The organism is Streptomyces sp. NPDC058198, from assembly GCF_042882605.1.
GTDB lineage: Bacteria > Actinomycetota > Actinomycetes > Streptomycetales > Streptomycetaceae > Streptomyces.
On sequence record NZ_JBHVVP010000005.1, the window covers coordinates 303,473 to 317,546 of the forward strand.

The 14,074-nt window shown below is 70.4% G+C and carries 13 protein-coding genes and 1 tRNA gene; 7 read left to right on the top strand and 7 right to left on the bottom strand.

The window, feature by feature from the left end; genetic code table 11:
* Window positions 1-138 precede the first annotated feature (138 nt).
* Window positions 139-858, bottom strand: coding sequence for a decarboxylase (locus ACFVWW_RS20270; protein WP_384184832.1), 720 nt, complete (start codon window positions 856-858; stop codon window positions 139-141).
* Window positions 855-1,775, bottom strand: coding sequence for a decarboxylase (locus ACFVWW_RS20275; RefSeq protein WP_384184835.1), 921 nt, complete (start codon window positions 1,773-1,775; stop codon window positions 855-857). The genes ACFVWW_RS20270 and ACFVWW_RS20275 overlap by 4 nt, the downstream gene beginning before the upstream one ends.
* A gap of 198 nt (window positions 1,776-1,973) precedes the next feature.
* Here ACFVWW_RS20275 and ACFVWW_RS20280 point away from each other — a divergent pair, with 198 nt between their 5' ends.
* Complete coding sequence (locus ACFVWW_RS20280; RefSeq protein ID WP_384184837.1) at window positions 1,974-2,924, top strand: D-2-hydroxyacid dehydrogenase; 951 nt, start codon at window positions 1,974-1,976, stop codon at window positions 2,922-2,924.
* Entirely contained in the window at window positions 2,917-4,326 is a 1,410-nt protein-coding gene (locus tag ACFVWW_RS20285; RefSeq protein ID WP_384184840.1) for an amidase, read from the top strand. Before ACFVWW_RS20280 ends, ACFVWW_RS20285 begins: the two co-directional genes overlap by 8 nt.
* Before the next feature lie 59 nt (window positions 4,327-4,385).
* On the opposite strand, the gene ACFVWW_RS20290 is transcribed toward ACFVWW_RS20285, so the two are convergent.
* Entirely contained in the window at window positions 4,386-4,883 is a 498-nt protein-coding gene (locus ACFVWW_RS20290) for a DUF3830 family protein (RefSeq protein ID WP_384184843.1), read from the bottom strand.
* A 96-nt stretch (window positions 4,884-4,979) separates the two neighbouring features.
* Between ACFVWW_RS20290 and ehuB the strand changes: the two genes are divergently transcribed.
* From ehuB to ACFVWW_RS20315, 5 genes are all read left to right on the top strand, one after another.
* Window positions 4,980-5,882: an ectoine/hydroxyectoine ABC transporter substrate-binding protein EhuB gene (gene ehuB, locus ACFVWW_RS20295; RefSeq protein WP_384184846.1), complete on the top strand. Its 903-nt coding sequence runs from the start codon at window positions 4,980-4,982 to the stop codon at window positions 5,880-5,882.
* Entirely contained in the window at window positions 5,879-6,553 is a 675-nt protein-coding gene (ehuC, locus tag ACFVWW_RS20300; RefSeq protein ID WP_384184849.1) for an ectoine/hydroxyectoine ABC transporter permease subunit EhuC, read from the top strand. The genes ehuB and ehuC overlap by 4 nt, the downstream gene beginning before the upstream one ends.
* On the top strand, window positions 6,550-7,203 hold the full coding sequence (ehuD, locus tag ACFVWW_RS20305; RefSeq protein ID WP_384184852.1) for an ectoine/hydroxyectoine ABC transporter permease subunit EhuD: 654 nt from the start codon (window positions 6,550-6,552) through the stop codon (window positions 7,201-7,203). The genes ehuC and ehuD overlap by 4 nt, the downstream gene beginning before the upstream one ends.
* 25 nt (window positions 7,204-7,228) lie before the next feature.
* Complete coding sequence (gene ehuA / locus ACFVWW_RS20310) at window positions 7,229-7,996, top strand: ectoine/hydroxyectoine ABC transporter ATP-binding protein EhuA (RefSeq protein WP_386877731.1); 768 nt, start codon at window positions 7,229-7,231, stop codon at window positions 7,994-7,996.
* A gap of 70 nt (window positions 7,997-8,066) precedes the next feature.
* Window positions 8,067-8,140: transfer RNA gene (locus ACFVWW_RS20315), tRNA-Lys, on the top strand.
* A gap of 75 nt (window positions 8,141-8,215) precedes the next feature.
* Here ACFVWW_RS20315 and ACFVWW_RS20320 read toward each other — a convergent pair.
* From ACFVWW_RS20320 to ACFVWW_RS20335, 4 genes are all read right to left on the bottom strand, one after another.
* Window positions 8,216-8,704 carry a phospholipase gene (locus tag ACFVWW_RS20320; RefSeq protein ID WP_384184855.1) on the bottom strand — a complete coding sequence of 163 codons (489 nt, stop codon included), beginning with the start codon at window positions 8,702-8,704 and terminating at the stop codon, window positions 8,216-8,218.
* Window positions 8,705-9,180: 476 nt separating this feature from the next.
* Window positions 9,181-9,768: a lytic polysaccharide monooxygenase gene (locus ACFVWW_RS20325; protein WP_384184858.1), complete on the bottom strand. Its 588-nt coding sequence runs from the start codon at window positions 9,766-9,768 to the stop codon at window positions 9,181-9,183.
* Window positions 9,769-9,903: 135 nt separating this feature from the next.
* Window positions 9,904-12,192, bottom strand: coding sequence for an SPFH domain-containing protein (locus tag ACFVWW_RS20330; RefSeq protein ID WP_389679910.1), 2,289 nt, complete (start codon window positions 12,190-12,192; stop codon window positions 9,904-9,906).
* 392 nt (window positions 12,193-12,584) lie between these two features.
* Window positions 12,585-14,060 (bottom strand): peptidoglycan-binding protein, encoded by a 1,476-nt coding sequence (locus ACFVWW_RS20335; RefSeq protein WP_386877639.1) that lies wholly within the window; start codon window positions 14,058-14,060, stop codon window positions 12,585-12,587.
* Window positions 14,061-14,074: the final 14 nt, after the last annotated feature.

The window sequence follows — 14,074 nt, forward strand, 5'->3', positions numbered from 1 at the left end:
GTCCGGTCGTGGCAGGGGCATGACGGGGGCTGACATCTCCCTCCACGCCTTCTCCCGGCCCGCCTTGCCGGGAGGAGGCGTGGACAGTAACGGAGAGCCGCCGCCACCGCCGGCCAGGCGCTACTTTGCGGACACGGCCTAGACCCGGGTCGCGAACAGCGTGCCCAGCTTCGGCGCCCAGGCCCGGCGGTCCGCCAGCCGCAGGCCCTCCCAGACCGTCACCTGGTTCGCCGTGAGCACCGGCTTGCCGAGCGCTTCCTCCAGCTCGGTCAGATACCCCGCCGTATGCAGGGCCGTATCCGGCATCAGCACGACGTCCGCGTCCGGGTGGTCGCCCGCGCGGGCCAGTTCGAGCACCTGCTCCCAGCCCCAGGTGCCGACCTCGGCCGCCGTGATGATCCCGCTGGCCCGGTCCGCGACCACGTCGAACCCCGCCGCCTTCAGGAAGGCGGTGAAATACCCGGTGACATCGTCGGGATAGGTCGCCGCGACGGCGACCCGCCGCGCGCCCAGCTCCCGTGCGGCGTGGACGAAGGCGAACGACGTGCTCGACGCCGGCAGCCCGGCCGCCGAGGCCAGGGCGCGCGTCTGCTCGTGCGCGCCCTCCCATCCGTACACGAAGCTTCCGCTCGTGCAGGCCCACACCACGGACTGGGCCCCTGCCAGCCGGATCTCCTCCACGCCCTCCGCGAGCCGCTCCGGCGCGCCCATCCGCAGGAGTGCCTCCACGCGGTGGGCGTCCTCACCGATGTCGGTGTGGACGACGGCCAGTCTGAAGCCGCTGCCGAGCAGCATCTCCATGCGCGGGTATTCGTCCTCGGCGGAGTGCCCGGGATAGAGGAGTCCGACGGTGGTCATGTCCAGCCTTCCTGTTCATCCGGCTTCGGTTCCGGCGGCAGTTCCAGCGCCGGTCCGACCGGCGCGGGCCCGACCGGCGCCATCGGTGCCATCGGTGCCATGGGCGCCATCGGAGCGACCGGCGGCAGGTCCTCCACCGACGGCAACACCTCCACCGGAGGGATCGGCAGGATCGTCTGCGCCGGCCGGTCGAGCAGCAGCCCCTGGTACGGACCGACGGCATGCGCGCCGAGCCTGCGGAGCGCCGCCCACATGGTGACCTGGTTGGCGGACAGCACCGGCATCCTCAGCTCGGCCTCCAGCTGCGGAATCGCGTCGTACGTGGCGAGATTCGTGCAGCTGATGAAGAGCGCGTCGGCCGCCCCTACGACGGCCTGCCGCGCCATGTCCACGACCGAGCGGTACGGCACCTTCCAGATGTGCCGGGTCAGTCCCAGAAAAGCGCGACCCGTGACCGTTACCCCGACCTCGCCGAGATAGTCCTCCAGCGACTGGGTGACCGACTCCGTATAGGGCGTGACCAGCGCGATACGGCCGGCACCGAGCTCCTCCAGCGCCTCGACCAGCGCGCCGGAGGTGGTCAGCGAGGGCACCTCGCCGGCCCGGGTCATCGCCTCGCACATGGCCCGCTCACCGGCCGGACCGCCGACGAAACTGCCCGAGGCGCAGGCATACGCGATCACCTCGGGCTCGGACGCGCCGAGCGCCCTGACCGCCTCACCGAGCGTTTCGTGCTCGCTGACCAGCCGGGCGAGGTCAAGGGAGACCTCGACCGGAACGTAGGGCGTTCTGGTCACCCGCAGCGAGATCTCGTCGGGCACCCAACGCCACAACTCGCGATCCAGCGCGAAATCGAATGGGGCGACCACACCGACACCACGCTGCGGCTGCGGTCCACCGAGAAAGGAGACTTGCAAGTCTGGCCCCCTTAGCCTGTTATTGACGACGGTAGGAGCCAGGTGCGAGCTTGGTCAATCCGCGCATCTCAGACGTTGCACGGAATTTTCCCGGGCGAAATGCCCCGGGCGCCGCCGAACCGGCGGATTCACCCCGTCCGACCAGCGTATTCGCACTGGCAAACCGGCAGAACCGTACCGGCAGAAGGGCTCTTCCCCATGCCAGCACCCACCCTGCTCGTCCTGGAGGCGGACCCGCCGCCGCGGCTCGGCCGACTCACCGGACGGGCCCGGATCCAGTATGCCGACGAGGACAGCCTCGCGGCTCAGCTCCCACTCGCCGATGTGCTGCTGGCGTGGGATTTCACCTCCGACGCGGTACGGAACGCCTGGCCCGGCGAGGGCCCGCGGCCCCGCTGGGTGCACACCGCCAGCGCGGGGGTGGACCGGCTGCTCTGCCCCGAACTGATCGACTCCGAGACAATCGTCACCAACGCCCGGGGCATATTCGAGGAACCCATCGCCGAATATGTGGCAGGGCTCGTCCTCGCGATGGCGAAGGACATCCCCGGGACGCTGGAGCTCCAGCGCCAGCGCCGCTGGCGCCATCGCGAGGGGCTGCGGGTCGCGGGCAGCAAGGCGGTCGTGGTCGGCGCGGGCCCGATCGGCCGCGCCATCGCCGCCACGCTGCGGGCGCTGGGGGTGACGGTGGCCGTCACCGGCCGTACGGCGCGTCCCGGCGTCCATGGAGCCGACCAGCTGGACCGGCTGCTCACCGGGGCCGACTGGGTCGTCTGCGCGGCGCCGCTCACCGACGCGACGCGCGGGATGTTCGACGCGCGGCTCTTCGGTCTGATGCAGCCCTCCGCGCACTTCATCAATGTGGGCCGCGGCCAGCTCGTCGTCGAGGACGATCTCGTCGCCGCGGTGTCCAAGCGGTGGATCGCGGGCGCGGCGCTCGATGTCTTCGAGCAGGAGCCGCTGGCAGCGCAGAGTCCGCTGTGGGACGTCCCCGGTCTGATCGTGTCCCCGCACATGAGCGGCGACACGGTCGGCTGGCGCGACCGGCTGGCCGAGCAATTCGTTGACTTGTATGAACTTTGGGCCGCCGGAAAGCCGCTCCCGAACGTGGTGGACAAGAAACGTGGGTACGTCCCCATGCATGACTGATCACGCGTTCCTGACCGACCTGACCGCACGGCAGCTCCTGTCCGGCTACGAGAAGGGCGATTTCTCGCCCGTCGACGCGACCCGCGCGGTGCTGGAACGGATCGAGACGGTGCAGCCGCTGGTCAATGCCTTCGTCCGGGTGGACGCCGAGGCGGCGCTCGCCCAGGCGGAGGCGGCGGCCGGGCGGTGGCGCGGCAAGGAGCCACAGGGACTGCTCGACGGGGTGCCGGTCTCGGTGAAGGACATCTTCCTGCAGCGCGGCGGCCCCACCCTGCGCGGTTCCAGGGCCGTATCGGCCGAGGGCGCCTGGGACGAGGACTCGCCGGCCGTGGCGCGGCTGCGCGAGCACGGCGCGGTGCTCGTCGGCAAGACGACCACTCCGGAATTCGGCTGGAAGGGCGTCACGGACTCCCCGCTCAACGGGGTGACGCGCAATCCGTACGACCTGTCCAGGACCTCGGGCGGGTCCAGCGGCGGCAGCGCGGCGGCGGTGGCGCTGGGCGCGGGCCCGCTGTCCATCGGTACGGACGGCGGCGGCTCGGTCCGTATCCCGGCGTCCTTCTGCGGGATCTTCGCGCTCAAGCCGACGTACGGCCGGGTGCCGCTCTATCCGTCCAGCCCCTTCGGCACGCTCGCGCACGCCGGGCCGATGACGCGGGACGCGGCGGACGCCGCGCTGCTGCTGGATGTGATCAGCGGCGCGGACTGGCGGGACTGGTCGCAGCTGGCCCCGGCGGCGACCATGAGCGGCGCGCTGACGGACGGCGTGAAGGGGCTGCGGATCGCGTACTCCCCGTCCTTCGGCGGGCAGGTCGCGGTGCGCCCCGAGGTGGCCGCGGCCGTGCGGGGCGCGGTGAGCCGGCTGGCTGATCTGGGGGCGTACATCGAGGAGGCCGACCCGGACATCCATGACCCGGTGGAGGCCTTCCACACGCTCTGGTTCAGCGGCGCGGCCCGGCTGGTGCAGGCGTTCGGCACGGAGCAGCGTGAGCTGCTCGACCCGGGGCTGCGGGAGATCATCGAGGAGGGCGCGCGTTACAGCGCGCTGGACTATCTGGCGGCGGTGGACGCGCGGATGGAGCTGGGCCGGCGCCTCGGCCGGTTCCACGCGTCGTACGACCTGCTGGTCACCCCGACCCTGCCGATCACCGCGTTCGAGGCCGGGCGGGAGACTCCCGTCGGCTCGGGCCAGCGCCGCTGGACGGCGTGGACCCCGTTCACGTACCCGTTCAACCTGACCCAGCAGCCCGCCGCCACCGTGCCGTGCGGGGTCGACGGGGACGGGCTGCCGATCGGGCTTCAGCTGGTCGGCGCCCGGCACGCGGACGCGCTGGTGATGCGCGCCGCGCACGCGCTGTACGAGTCGGGCGCGGCGCGCATCCCGGCGCCGGCCGCCAGCTGAGCGGCGGGCCGGCGGGCGGGCGAGCGAGCGAGGAAGCGGGCCGAGGGGCGGGCGGGTCTTTACGCCCGGCGGAAGCTGAGCGTCTCGCCGATGGCGCCCGCCCGCCAGAGGTCCTGACAGGCCTCGGCCATCCGGTCGAGGCCGTCGACCACCGTGCCCCAGACGATGCCGGGGATCCAGCCCATGTCGCCGTTGATCAGGAGATTGTTGCGCTCGTAGAAGAGGGCGAGGTCCACGACGGTGCGGCGGCCGCTGACGGCCTTCTCGTCATAGCCGTAGGACGAGGTGCCCAGCTCCGTGTCGGAGAAGGTGAAGTAACAGAGATCCCCCGGAATGGGGGTCACGGTCGGATTCTCCAGCGGTGGTTCCTCGGCGGCGAAGGCCGGAAACAGCGCGTAGATCTCATTGCGCGCGTACTTCGCGTGGTACACGTCCGAGCCCAGTGGCAGTGCCTCCCACACTGCCTGGCAGGTGACCGGAGCCCGGTCATCCAGGAGTTTCGCGGTGCACTGCACCCCGCGCTTGTCCAGCGACACAGTCACAAATCGGTCGGTCATCTCCTCATCGTCCTCATCTGATCCGTTGAGTCAAGGGCACATGATCGGCTCAAACCGATGTGCATATCCCGAATGGAGCCGGGTAGCCGCGCGCCCATGGCTCCACCACCAGAGCACGACACGGAAAGAACCACAAAACGACCCATAGGCCGCCGATCGGTGCTGCTCGGCACGGCGGTGCTGGGCGCCGCGGGGGCCCTCGGCGCCGCCGGCTGCGGCCGAGTTCCCTCCGGTGACACGCTCGCCCGGCTGAAGTCGCAACGTACGGTGCGGCTCGGCATCGCCGGTGAGGCGCCGTACGGATTCATCAACGAGCAGGGCGACTTCACCGGCGAGGCGGTGGAGCTGGCGAAAGTGATCTTCAAGCGGCTGGGCATCGGCGGCGTACAGCCCGTGGCCACCGACTTCTCCTCGCTGATCCCCGGCCTCAACTCACAGCAGTTCGATGTCGTCTCGGCCGGGATGTACATCAACAAAGAGCGCTGTGATCAGGTCATCTTCGCCGATCCCGAGTATCAGATGCTCGACTCTTTCATCGTGCGCAAGGGCAACCCCAAGGGGCTCAACTCGTACCAGGACGTGGTGCGGGCCAAGGCGAAGATCGCCACGGGCACCGGCTACGCGGAGATCGACTACGCGATATCCGCGGGCATCCCCGAGAAGGAGATCATCATTCTCCAGGACCCCGTCGCGGGGCTGAACGCCGTCGAGTCCGGCCGGGTCGACGTATTCGCCGGCACCGCGCTCACCGGGCGTGAAGTGGTGAAGAAGAGCCGGAAGGCCGAGGCGACCAAGCCGTTCGCGCCACTCGTGGACGGCAAGAAGAAGATCGACGGCGGCGGTTTCGCCTTCCGCCCCACCGACACCGGTCTGCGGGACGCCTTCAACACCGAGATCCACAAGATGAAGAAGAGCGGCGAGCTGTTCCGCGTCCTGAAGCCGTTCGGCTTCACCGAGTCGGAGATGACCACACTGACCGCAGAGGAGCTGTGCGCATGACAGCCGGCCTCTGGACCAACTGGGTACTCCCCGGCATCTGGATCACCCTTCAGCTCACCCTGTACAGCGCCGCCCTGGCCACCGCGGTGGCCTTCGGTGTGGGCATGGCCCGCACCCACCGCTCGCGCTTCGTCCGCTTCCTCGCGGGCTTCTACACGGAGATCTTCCGCGGCACGTCGGCACTGGTGCTGATGTTCTGGCTGTTCTTCGTCATGCCGGGCCTGTTCGGCTGGGCCCTCGTCCCGATGTGGGCGGCCGTGCTGGCGCTGGGGCTGTCGTACGGAGCGTACGGAGCGGAAGTCGTGCGCGGCGCGCTGAACTCCGTGGCACCGGCGCAGCGTGAGGCCGGTATCGCGCTGAACTTCACCCCCTGGCAGCGTATGCGGCTGATCATGCTGCCGCAGGCGGTGCCCGAGATGATCCCGCCGTTCAGCAATCTGCTCATCGAGCTGCTGAAGGGCACGGCGCTGGTCTCCCTGCTGGGCGTGGCCGATGTGTCGTTCGCCGCCTATCTGGTGCGCCTGGCCACGCAGGAGAGCGCCCAGATCTACTCGGTGACGCTGGTGATCTACTTCGTGATCGCGTTCGTCCTCGCCCGCGGTATGCGGTCCCTCGAACGCAGGACCAAGGCCGGGATCGGCATCGCCACGACGCCGGGAGGCGCCCGATGAACGGCTGGGACTGGTCCGCGGTGGCGGACTTCATGCCACGCTTCTGGGACGGCCTGCTCCTCACCCTGCAGGTCCTGGTGCTGGGCTCGCTGCTCTCCTTCACGCTCGGCCTGGTCTGGGCGATCGGATTCCGGGCCCCGACGCGCTTCGTCCGCTGGCCGGTGAACGTCATCACCGAGTTCATCAGGAACACCCCGCTGCTGGTGCAGCTGTTCTTCTTCTTCTTCGTCCTGCCGGAGTGGGGTGTGCAGTTCTCCGGGCTGACCACCGGCACGATCGCGATCGGCCTGCACTACTCGACGTACACCGCACAGGTCTACCGGGCCGGCATCGACGCGGTGCCCGCGGGACAGTGGGAGGCGGCCACGGCGCTCAGCCTGCCGGTCGGCCGGACCTGGGTGTCGGTGATCCTTCCGCAGGCGATCAGGCGGATCGTGCCGGCGCTGGGCAACTACGTCATTTCGATGCTGAAGGACACCCCGCTGCTCGCCGGGATCAGCGTGCTGGAGATCCTCCAGCAGTCCCGGCTGGAGAGCGCGACCACCTTCCAGTACACCGAGCCGCTGACCGTGGTCGGTGTGGCCTTCATCCTCATCGCCTACCCGGCTTCTCTTCTCATGCGAGCCCTGGAGCGTCGTCTTGTCCGCTGACACCCCTACCGCCAAGAGCGCCGGTATATCCGCCGCGTCCCCCGCACCCGACCCGGCCGCCGAGCTGATCCGCTTCGACAATGTGACCAAGCGGTTCGGCGGGAACACCGTCCTGGACGATCTGTGCTTCTCGGTGCGGCCGGGCAGGCACGTCACCCTGATCGGCCCGTCCGGCTCCGGCAAGACGACGATCCTGCGGCTGCTGATGACCCTGGTGAAGCCGGACGAGGGCACCATCACGGTCAACGGTGACCGGCTGTTCCCCGCCGACGAGAAGCATGTCCGCGAGGTGCGCAAGAACATCGGCATGGTCTTCCAGCAGTTCAACCTCTTCCCCAACATGAACGTGCTGCGCAATGTCACGGAGGCCCCGGTCCGGGTGCTCGGCCTGAGCAGGGACGAGGCCGAGCAGCGCGGCCGTGAGCTGCTCGACCTGGTCGGCCTCGGCGACCGGTGCCAGGCGAAGCCGACACAGCTCTCGGGCGGGCAGCAGCAGCGCGTGGCCATCGCCCGCGCGCTGGCGATGCGGCCGCAGGTCCTGCTGCTGGACGAGGTCACCTCGGCGCTCGACCCCGAGCTCGTCGCCGGTGTGCTGGACGTACTGCGGGACATCGCCCGCACCACGGACATCACGATGCTCTGTGTCACACATGAGATGAACTTCGCCCGGGACATCTCCGACGACGTCATGATGTTCGACTCCGGCAAGGTCATCGAGTCCGGATCACCGGAGAAGATGTTCACCGATCCGGAGCACGACCGTACGCGCGAGTTCCTCGGCGCGGTGCTCTGACCACTCACCCCGTCAAGGAAGCGTGGTCCGTAGCACCCTGGAGCACCGGGTATTATTTTCGAGTCAGCAGGCGCCGCTAGCTCAGTTGGTTAGAGCAGCTGACTCTTAATCAGCGGGTCCGGGGTTCGAGTCCCTGGCGGCGCACAGACAGGGCAAGGGCCCCTCGCGAGAGCGAGGGGCCCTTACTCGTGTGTCCGTGTGTGTCCGTGCGTCCGTGTCTCAGACGACGGACTTGTTGCCGTCCACCATCGGCGTCACGCCGAAGATGTCGACCGCGTGGTAGTACGTCCACGCCGTGGCGTCGCAGGAGGCCTTCGTCGCGCCGGAGTACCCCGAGCACACGCGCTTCAGGTCCGAGTAGAAGGCGGAGTCGATCCGCCCCTTGTTGGCGTCGAACGAACCGGCCGCCTTGTAGTTGCGGTAGCCGAAGTCGTGGCGGGCGCACGCGGTCTGGAAGGGGAAGCCGAAGGGGTTGTCGGGCGACGACGAGCAGTAGTCCGTGGACCAGTCGAAGCCGTACGCCGACCAGGCACCCTGGTTGCCGCGGGCCGCGACCCACGAGTTGTAGCTGCCGGCCGTGCCCTGGGTGAAGTTGCTGAGGACCTGCGGCTTGTCGGCCGGCGCGGCCACAGCCTGACTGGCCGTCAGCAGGGCGGCGGGAAGGGCGAGTATGGCCGCGGCGAGCGGCAGAGCCAGAAGTCGGCGCATGGCGGAAATCCTCCGGAAGGGAAATGGGGGGAGATGCTCCCTGCCCGGCGGCATGGAGCGCCCTAAGGCTGAACGGCACGGCTGTCGCACGGGTCTACGCGCGATGACCGCCGCGGGAATGGTCCCCCAAATCGCGGCTTCAGGAAACCCCTTCGTACGCTGAACACATCATCAGACGGCACTACTTGATGGGTCCGTCCCTAGTTGACCGATGTGTTCCCGGTCGACGGGGCCGGTGATCTCGCGGGGAATCACGCGGAGGATCACGGCGGTGGAGCCGGCCGGGGTACGGGAGTGAAGTGCGCCTCGGGAAGCGCGGACCGCGCGGCAGCGGACCGGCGGAACCACGCTCCCCGAGGGGTCTTACGGTCGGTGACCGACTACGCGTCGGCCACCTGGTCGGAACTCAGCGCTCAGGACTCAGTGCTCAGAACTCAGCGCTCAGTGATCCGTGATCCGTACTCAGTGCTCCGTGCTCAGAACTGGACGTCGGAGCACGAGTAGAACGCGTTCGCCGTGTCAGCGATGGTCCAGACGGCCACGATCATGTGCCGGCCGGACTTCGACGGCAACGTGCCCGAGTGCGAGAGCGTTGCCGGCGGCTGCTGGTTGTTGTACGGCACGGTCAGGAACGGCTGGGAGTCCAGGGCCGCCCGGGTGAGCGGCTGAGACGGGTTCCATCCGCTCTTGGTGATGTAGTACTTGAAGTCGGTCGTGGCGTGCCTGGCGGTGAACTGCCAACGGAAGTTGTAGCTCTGACCTCCGGAGACCTTGGTGGTGGGCCAAGTGCCGCCGCGCGGGTCGTCGAGCTGCGCGAACTGGCTGTTGCCGCCCGAGCAGATCTTGCCGTCGGCGGGGCCGCCGGCCGGGAAGCCCTTGGGCCCCTCGACGCTCTGCGGCTCCCACTGGATGTTGCCGCAGTTCGTCACCGTGCCGTTGGCACAGAGCTTCTGACGGCTGAGGGGGTTGTCGGTGTAGCCATGGCTGCTTGCGCTGCCGGTGGCGAGCAGGGAAACGCCCGCGACCGCAAGGCCGACCACGGCCGCGCCAATCTTCTTTCGCATGCTTCGCTCCAGAGAACGTGGGGAGTTCGGTGAGCCGTACTGCACGCGTGCAGGGAGAGCAATCTGCGGTCTAGACCAAGCCCTAGAGTATTAACGGAACTTGACCGTGTCCATAACAAGCGCGGTCCAGACCAATCACAATCTCTCGTTGTTCCCCTGCCGACCTGTGTAGAAGGCGACAGTGAGGTCCTTGACCAGCGCTTTACGCTCGTAGTCGTCCAGTTCGACGAGTCCACGGGACGTCAGGCGGTGCACCGTGTCGTCCACGGCGTCCACCACCGCGGTCAGCACGGTGTCCCGGTGCTTGGCGTCGAGGGCCGCGATCCGGCTGCGCTGCATCGCCGTGGCGATCTCCGGCGCGTACTCGATCCGCGTCGGCTGCGCGGAGAAGATGTCGACGCCGATGGGCAGGCACTCCGCCGACAGCATCCGGGTCAGCGCGTCACCGACCGCCTCGGCGTTGCGCAGCGTCGGCGCCTCGTCGTGGAACGCGTCGGCGGGCAGCTGCGAGAGCACCCGCGCCATCGCCGCCTCCACCTGCTCCCGCAGATACTCCTCGTAGTCCTGGATACCGAGGGCCGCGCGCACGGTGTCCTTCACACGCCAGACCACCAGGACGACGACCCGCAGCGCGGTGCCGTTCGAGTCGACCGCGGGCAGCGGCTCGCTGCGCCAGTGCCGCAGCCGTACGTCCACCCGGTGGCGCAGCAGCAGCGGGCTCACCCAGAGCAGTCCGGTACGGCGCACGCTCCCCCGGTAGTCACCGAAGAGCGTCAGTACCCAAGCCTGGCCGACCCGCCCGCGGCCGAGCCCGCCGAAGGCGAAGAGCATGACAGTCACGCCGAACATGAGCAGCGCCCACTGTCCGATCCCGATGCCGTGGTACGGATTCGAGGGCAGCCGGAACGTCTTCGTCACCGCGTCGGGCACGGCCCCGGCCCAGGACACCACCGCCAGACACACGAGCAGCGCCGCGAACCCGACGAGCGCCGCGGCCCAGCCGGGCAGCACCGGGCCGGGCCGCTCGGCGAGCCTGGGATCCACGGGCGGCGCGGCGCGCGGCGGCGCGGCGGGCACGGGAGCGGGGGCGGACCCGCGCCGGATCCGGGGCTGCTCCCCGGTCCCCCATCGCCGGGTGGCGGCGGGCGGTCTGGTGGGGCCCCCGGCGGCCTCCAGGGCGTTGGCCTCGTCGCGGAAGAGGAGGTGTACGGGGATCTCCTGGGTGGTCTCCCCCACGATGAGCGGACTCCACCGGGGGGTCTCGCCGCCACCGGCCGTACGGACAGGGCCACCGGTGTTCGGCTTGACGAACACCTCCCGGGCCGCCGCCGGCGCGGGGCCGCCGCTCGTCGGCGACGGTCCTGACCGGGCGTGGGCGTCGGGCTCGGGGCGAGCTTCGGGCCTGGCGTGTGTTTCGGGCTCGGGGCGCGCTTCGGACTTGGGATGGGCTTCGGGCCTGGCGTGTGCTTCGGATTTGGGATGCGCTTCGGGCTTGGGGCGTGATTCGGGCCCGGCGTGTGCTTCGGGTCTGGCGTGCGCTTCGGGCTCGGGGCGTGACTCGCGCCCAGCGTGTGCTTCGGACTTGGGATGGGCTTGGGGCTCGGGCCGCGCTTCGGGCTCGGGGCGTGATTCGGGCCCGGCGTGTGCTTCGGGCCCGGCGTGTGCTTCGGGCCCGGCGTGTGCTTCGGGCTTGGGGCGCGCTTCGGGCCTGGCGGGTGCTTCGGACTTGGGATGCACTTCGCGCTCGACGTACGTGTCCGGCTCGACGTGCGCTTCGGGCTCGGCCCGGAGCTCGGTCGCCCTCGCCCTGGGGCCCGGGGCGCCGTCGGTCGCCCGCGCCCCGGCGACGACGTCCGCACGCGGCGCGCGGCCGGCGTCCGCGGCGCCGTGGTCCTGGACGACGGGCACCGCCGTCTGCGAGCCGCCATGACCGGACGGTTCGGCGCTCACGGGGGCGTCGTTGGCGGGAGTGGGGCGGACGGGGGCGGGGCGTGCCCGCCGACGCGAGGCGGCTTCGCCGTAGAGCTTCGCGGGCTGAGGGTCGTTCACCACACGCACCGGCCGGACGGCGTGCGCGGGGGCGTCGCCCCCGGCGATCAGTACCTCCCGCACGAGGACAGGACCGGCATCGGCCGGCCCCGAGGCGGTCGGCCCGGGATCGGCCGGACCGGGAGGAGTCGGCCCGGGAGGAGTCGGCCCGGCATCAGCGGTCGCTTCGGAACCGGGCACCGGATACACCGGCGGCCGTGCGGGTGCGTCGCCGCCCGACGGTTCCAACAGCGCCGGGCCGGAATCCGTACGGACCGGTCCCTCCGTGGCCACGGCCGTGGCCGTCACCACGGCCACGGCGACACCCCCGGCCCTCCGCTCGTCCGGCCGGGCCGCGCCCGCCTCGGACCTCTCGTGGCCGGAGACCGGGGGCATCGCCAACTGGTCGAACACCTCTTCGACCGGCGGTTCTGCCGCCTCCGGGCCGGATGCCGAAACTGCCGGACCGCCTGCCGCATCTGCCGGACCACCTGCTGGACCTGCTGGACCCGCCGGACCCGCCGGACCCAACGGACCCACCGGACCCGCAGAACCTGCCGACCGGTCCGCGCCCGCGTCCTCCTCGGACCGCGCCGACACGGGCGCGTCCGGGGCGTCAGCGGAAACGCGAGGGGGTGGGCCGTCGTACGTCTCCGGTCTCTGCCGGGCGTCGTGCGGGGGCCCGTGCTCGTCGTCCGCCGGGGCCGACGCGGGGCGCACCCCGAGGGCGTCCCACCACGCCTTGCCGTCGTCGTTCGATTGCGAGGTCGTCGTCATCCTTGCCTCCGTCATGCGAAGAGTCGCCGCCAGGTTTGTGGCCCGGGGTAGCCGTTGGCCGAGGTGCCGCGCCAGCCCTGGGCGCGTTGGAATGCCTCGACGTTGCGCCGGTCGGCCTCGGCCCAGCGCCGGCCCGGGCCTGTGACGTAGTACTTGCCGAAGCCCTTTTTCACGAGCTGCTTGCCGAGCTGCTCGACGTACGTGCTGGACCGGCCGGGACGGAAGAACTCGGCGCCGGGGAACGGCGGGGTCTTCGCCGTACCGCTGCCCGTACCGCCACCCGTACCGCTGCCCGCGCTGTTCCCGCCCGCGCCCGCACTGCCTCCGGTCGCAGCCGCACTGCCTCCGGTCGCAGCCGTACCGCTCCCGGCCTTACCCGCGGCCGGGATGTCCTTGCCCAGGTGGTTCACCAGATATCGCCAGGTGGCCGGCCCCGGCAGGCCGTTCGCCGCCGTGCCCCGCCAGCCCTGCGCGAGCTGGAACGCCTGGGTGGCCCGCCGGTCCGCGTCGCCCCAGCGCGGTCCGGGGCCCTGGCCGTAGAAGCGTTTGCCGCCCCGGCTCGCCAGCATGTCGCCGAGCCGTGTGACGTGCTTGTTGGTGGCGCCGGGCCCGAAGGACCCCGCTCCCGGATACGCCGCCGATGCCGCCGACGTGCCCGGACCCGCCCCTGTCCCTGTCCCTGTCCCCGCCCCTGTCCCCGCCCCAGGACCCTTGCCGTCGAGCCCCTCGTTCAGCCCCTTGTAGCGGTACGCGACATAGAGGTCGGAGTTGCTCCAGTACGCCAGCGGCGTGGACTGCGAGCGGGTGTGCGGCTGGGTCTGCTCGTACGCCAGGTAATAGGTGTGCGTGTACTCGGTCCAGCCGCCGAAGACCGTGACGTGCGACCCCTTGTTCGGGTCGGACGGATTGTGGAAGAGGAGGATGTCGCCGGCCTCCAGGTCCTCCCGCGCGATCTTCACGCCGAACTGGGCCAGGCTGCCGGTCCACTCGTTCCCGACGAGATTCCAGGCCATCGAGACAAAGCCGGAACAGTCCTTGCGGTATCCGTCGGACCAGTACGTGTCCATGCTGTACGGCACCTTCGCGTTCACCCACCGCTTGGCGCGGTTGATGATGTCGGCCCGGGTGGACGGGCGCAGCATCGGCGCCTGGGGGGTGGATCCGGGGCCCGGCAGCGGCTGCCCGTGCAGCGGACCGCTCCCGCCCTGCGGGGTGGCCGGATCCGGATTGACGTCCGGATCGGCGGCCCGGCCGGTGTCCACGTCGGCGACCCGGCCGGCGACCGTGTCCGCGTGTGCGAAGCCCGTCGCGCCGAGGGCGACCCCGGCTGCGGTGGCCAGGACCAGCGCCCGCCGCGCGCCGCGCGCGGCCGGGTGACCGCCGGCCCGTACCGGCAGTCCCCTGGCCCGCTCGCGGCGCCGCTCGGCACATCCGGCGCAGGGGCAGTCGGGAGCGGGTTCGTACTCCTCGAAGACCGGGACGGTCATGTGATCCCCTCCAC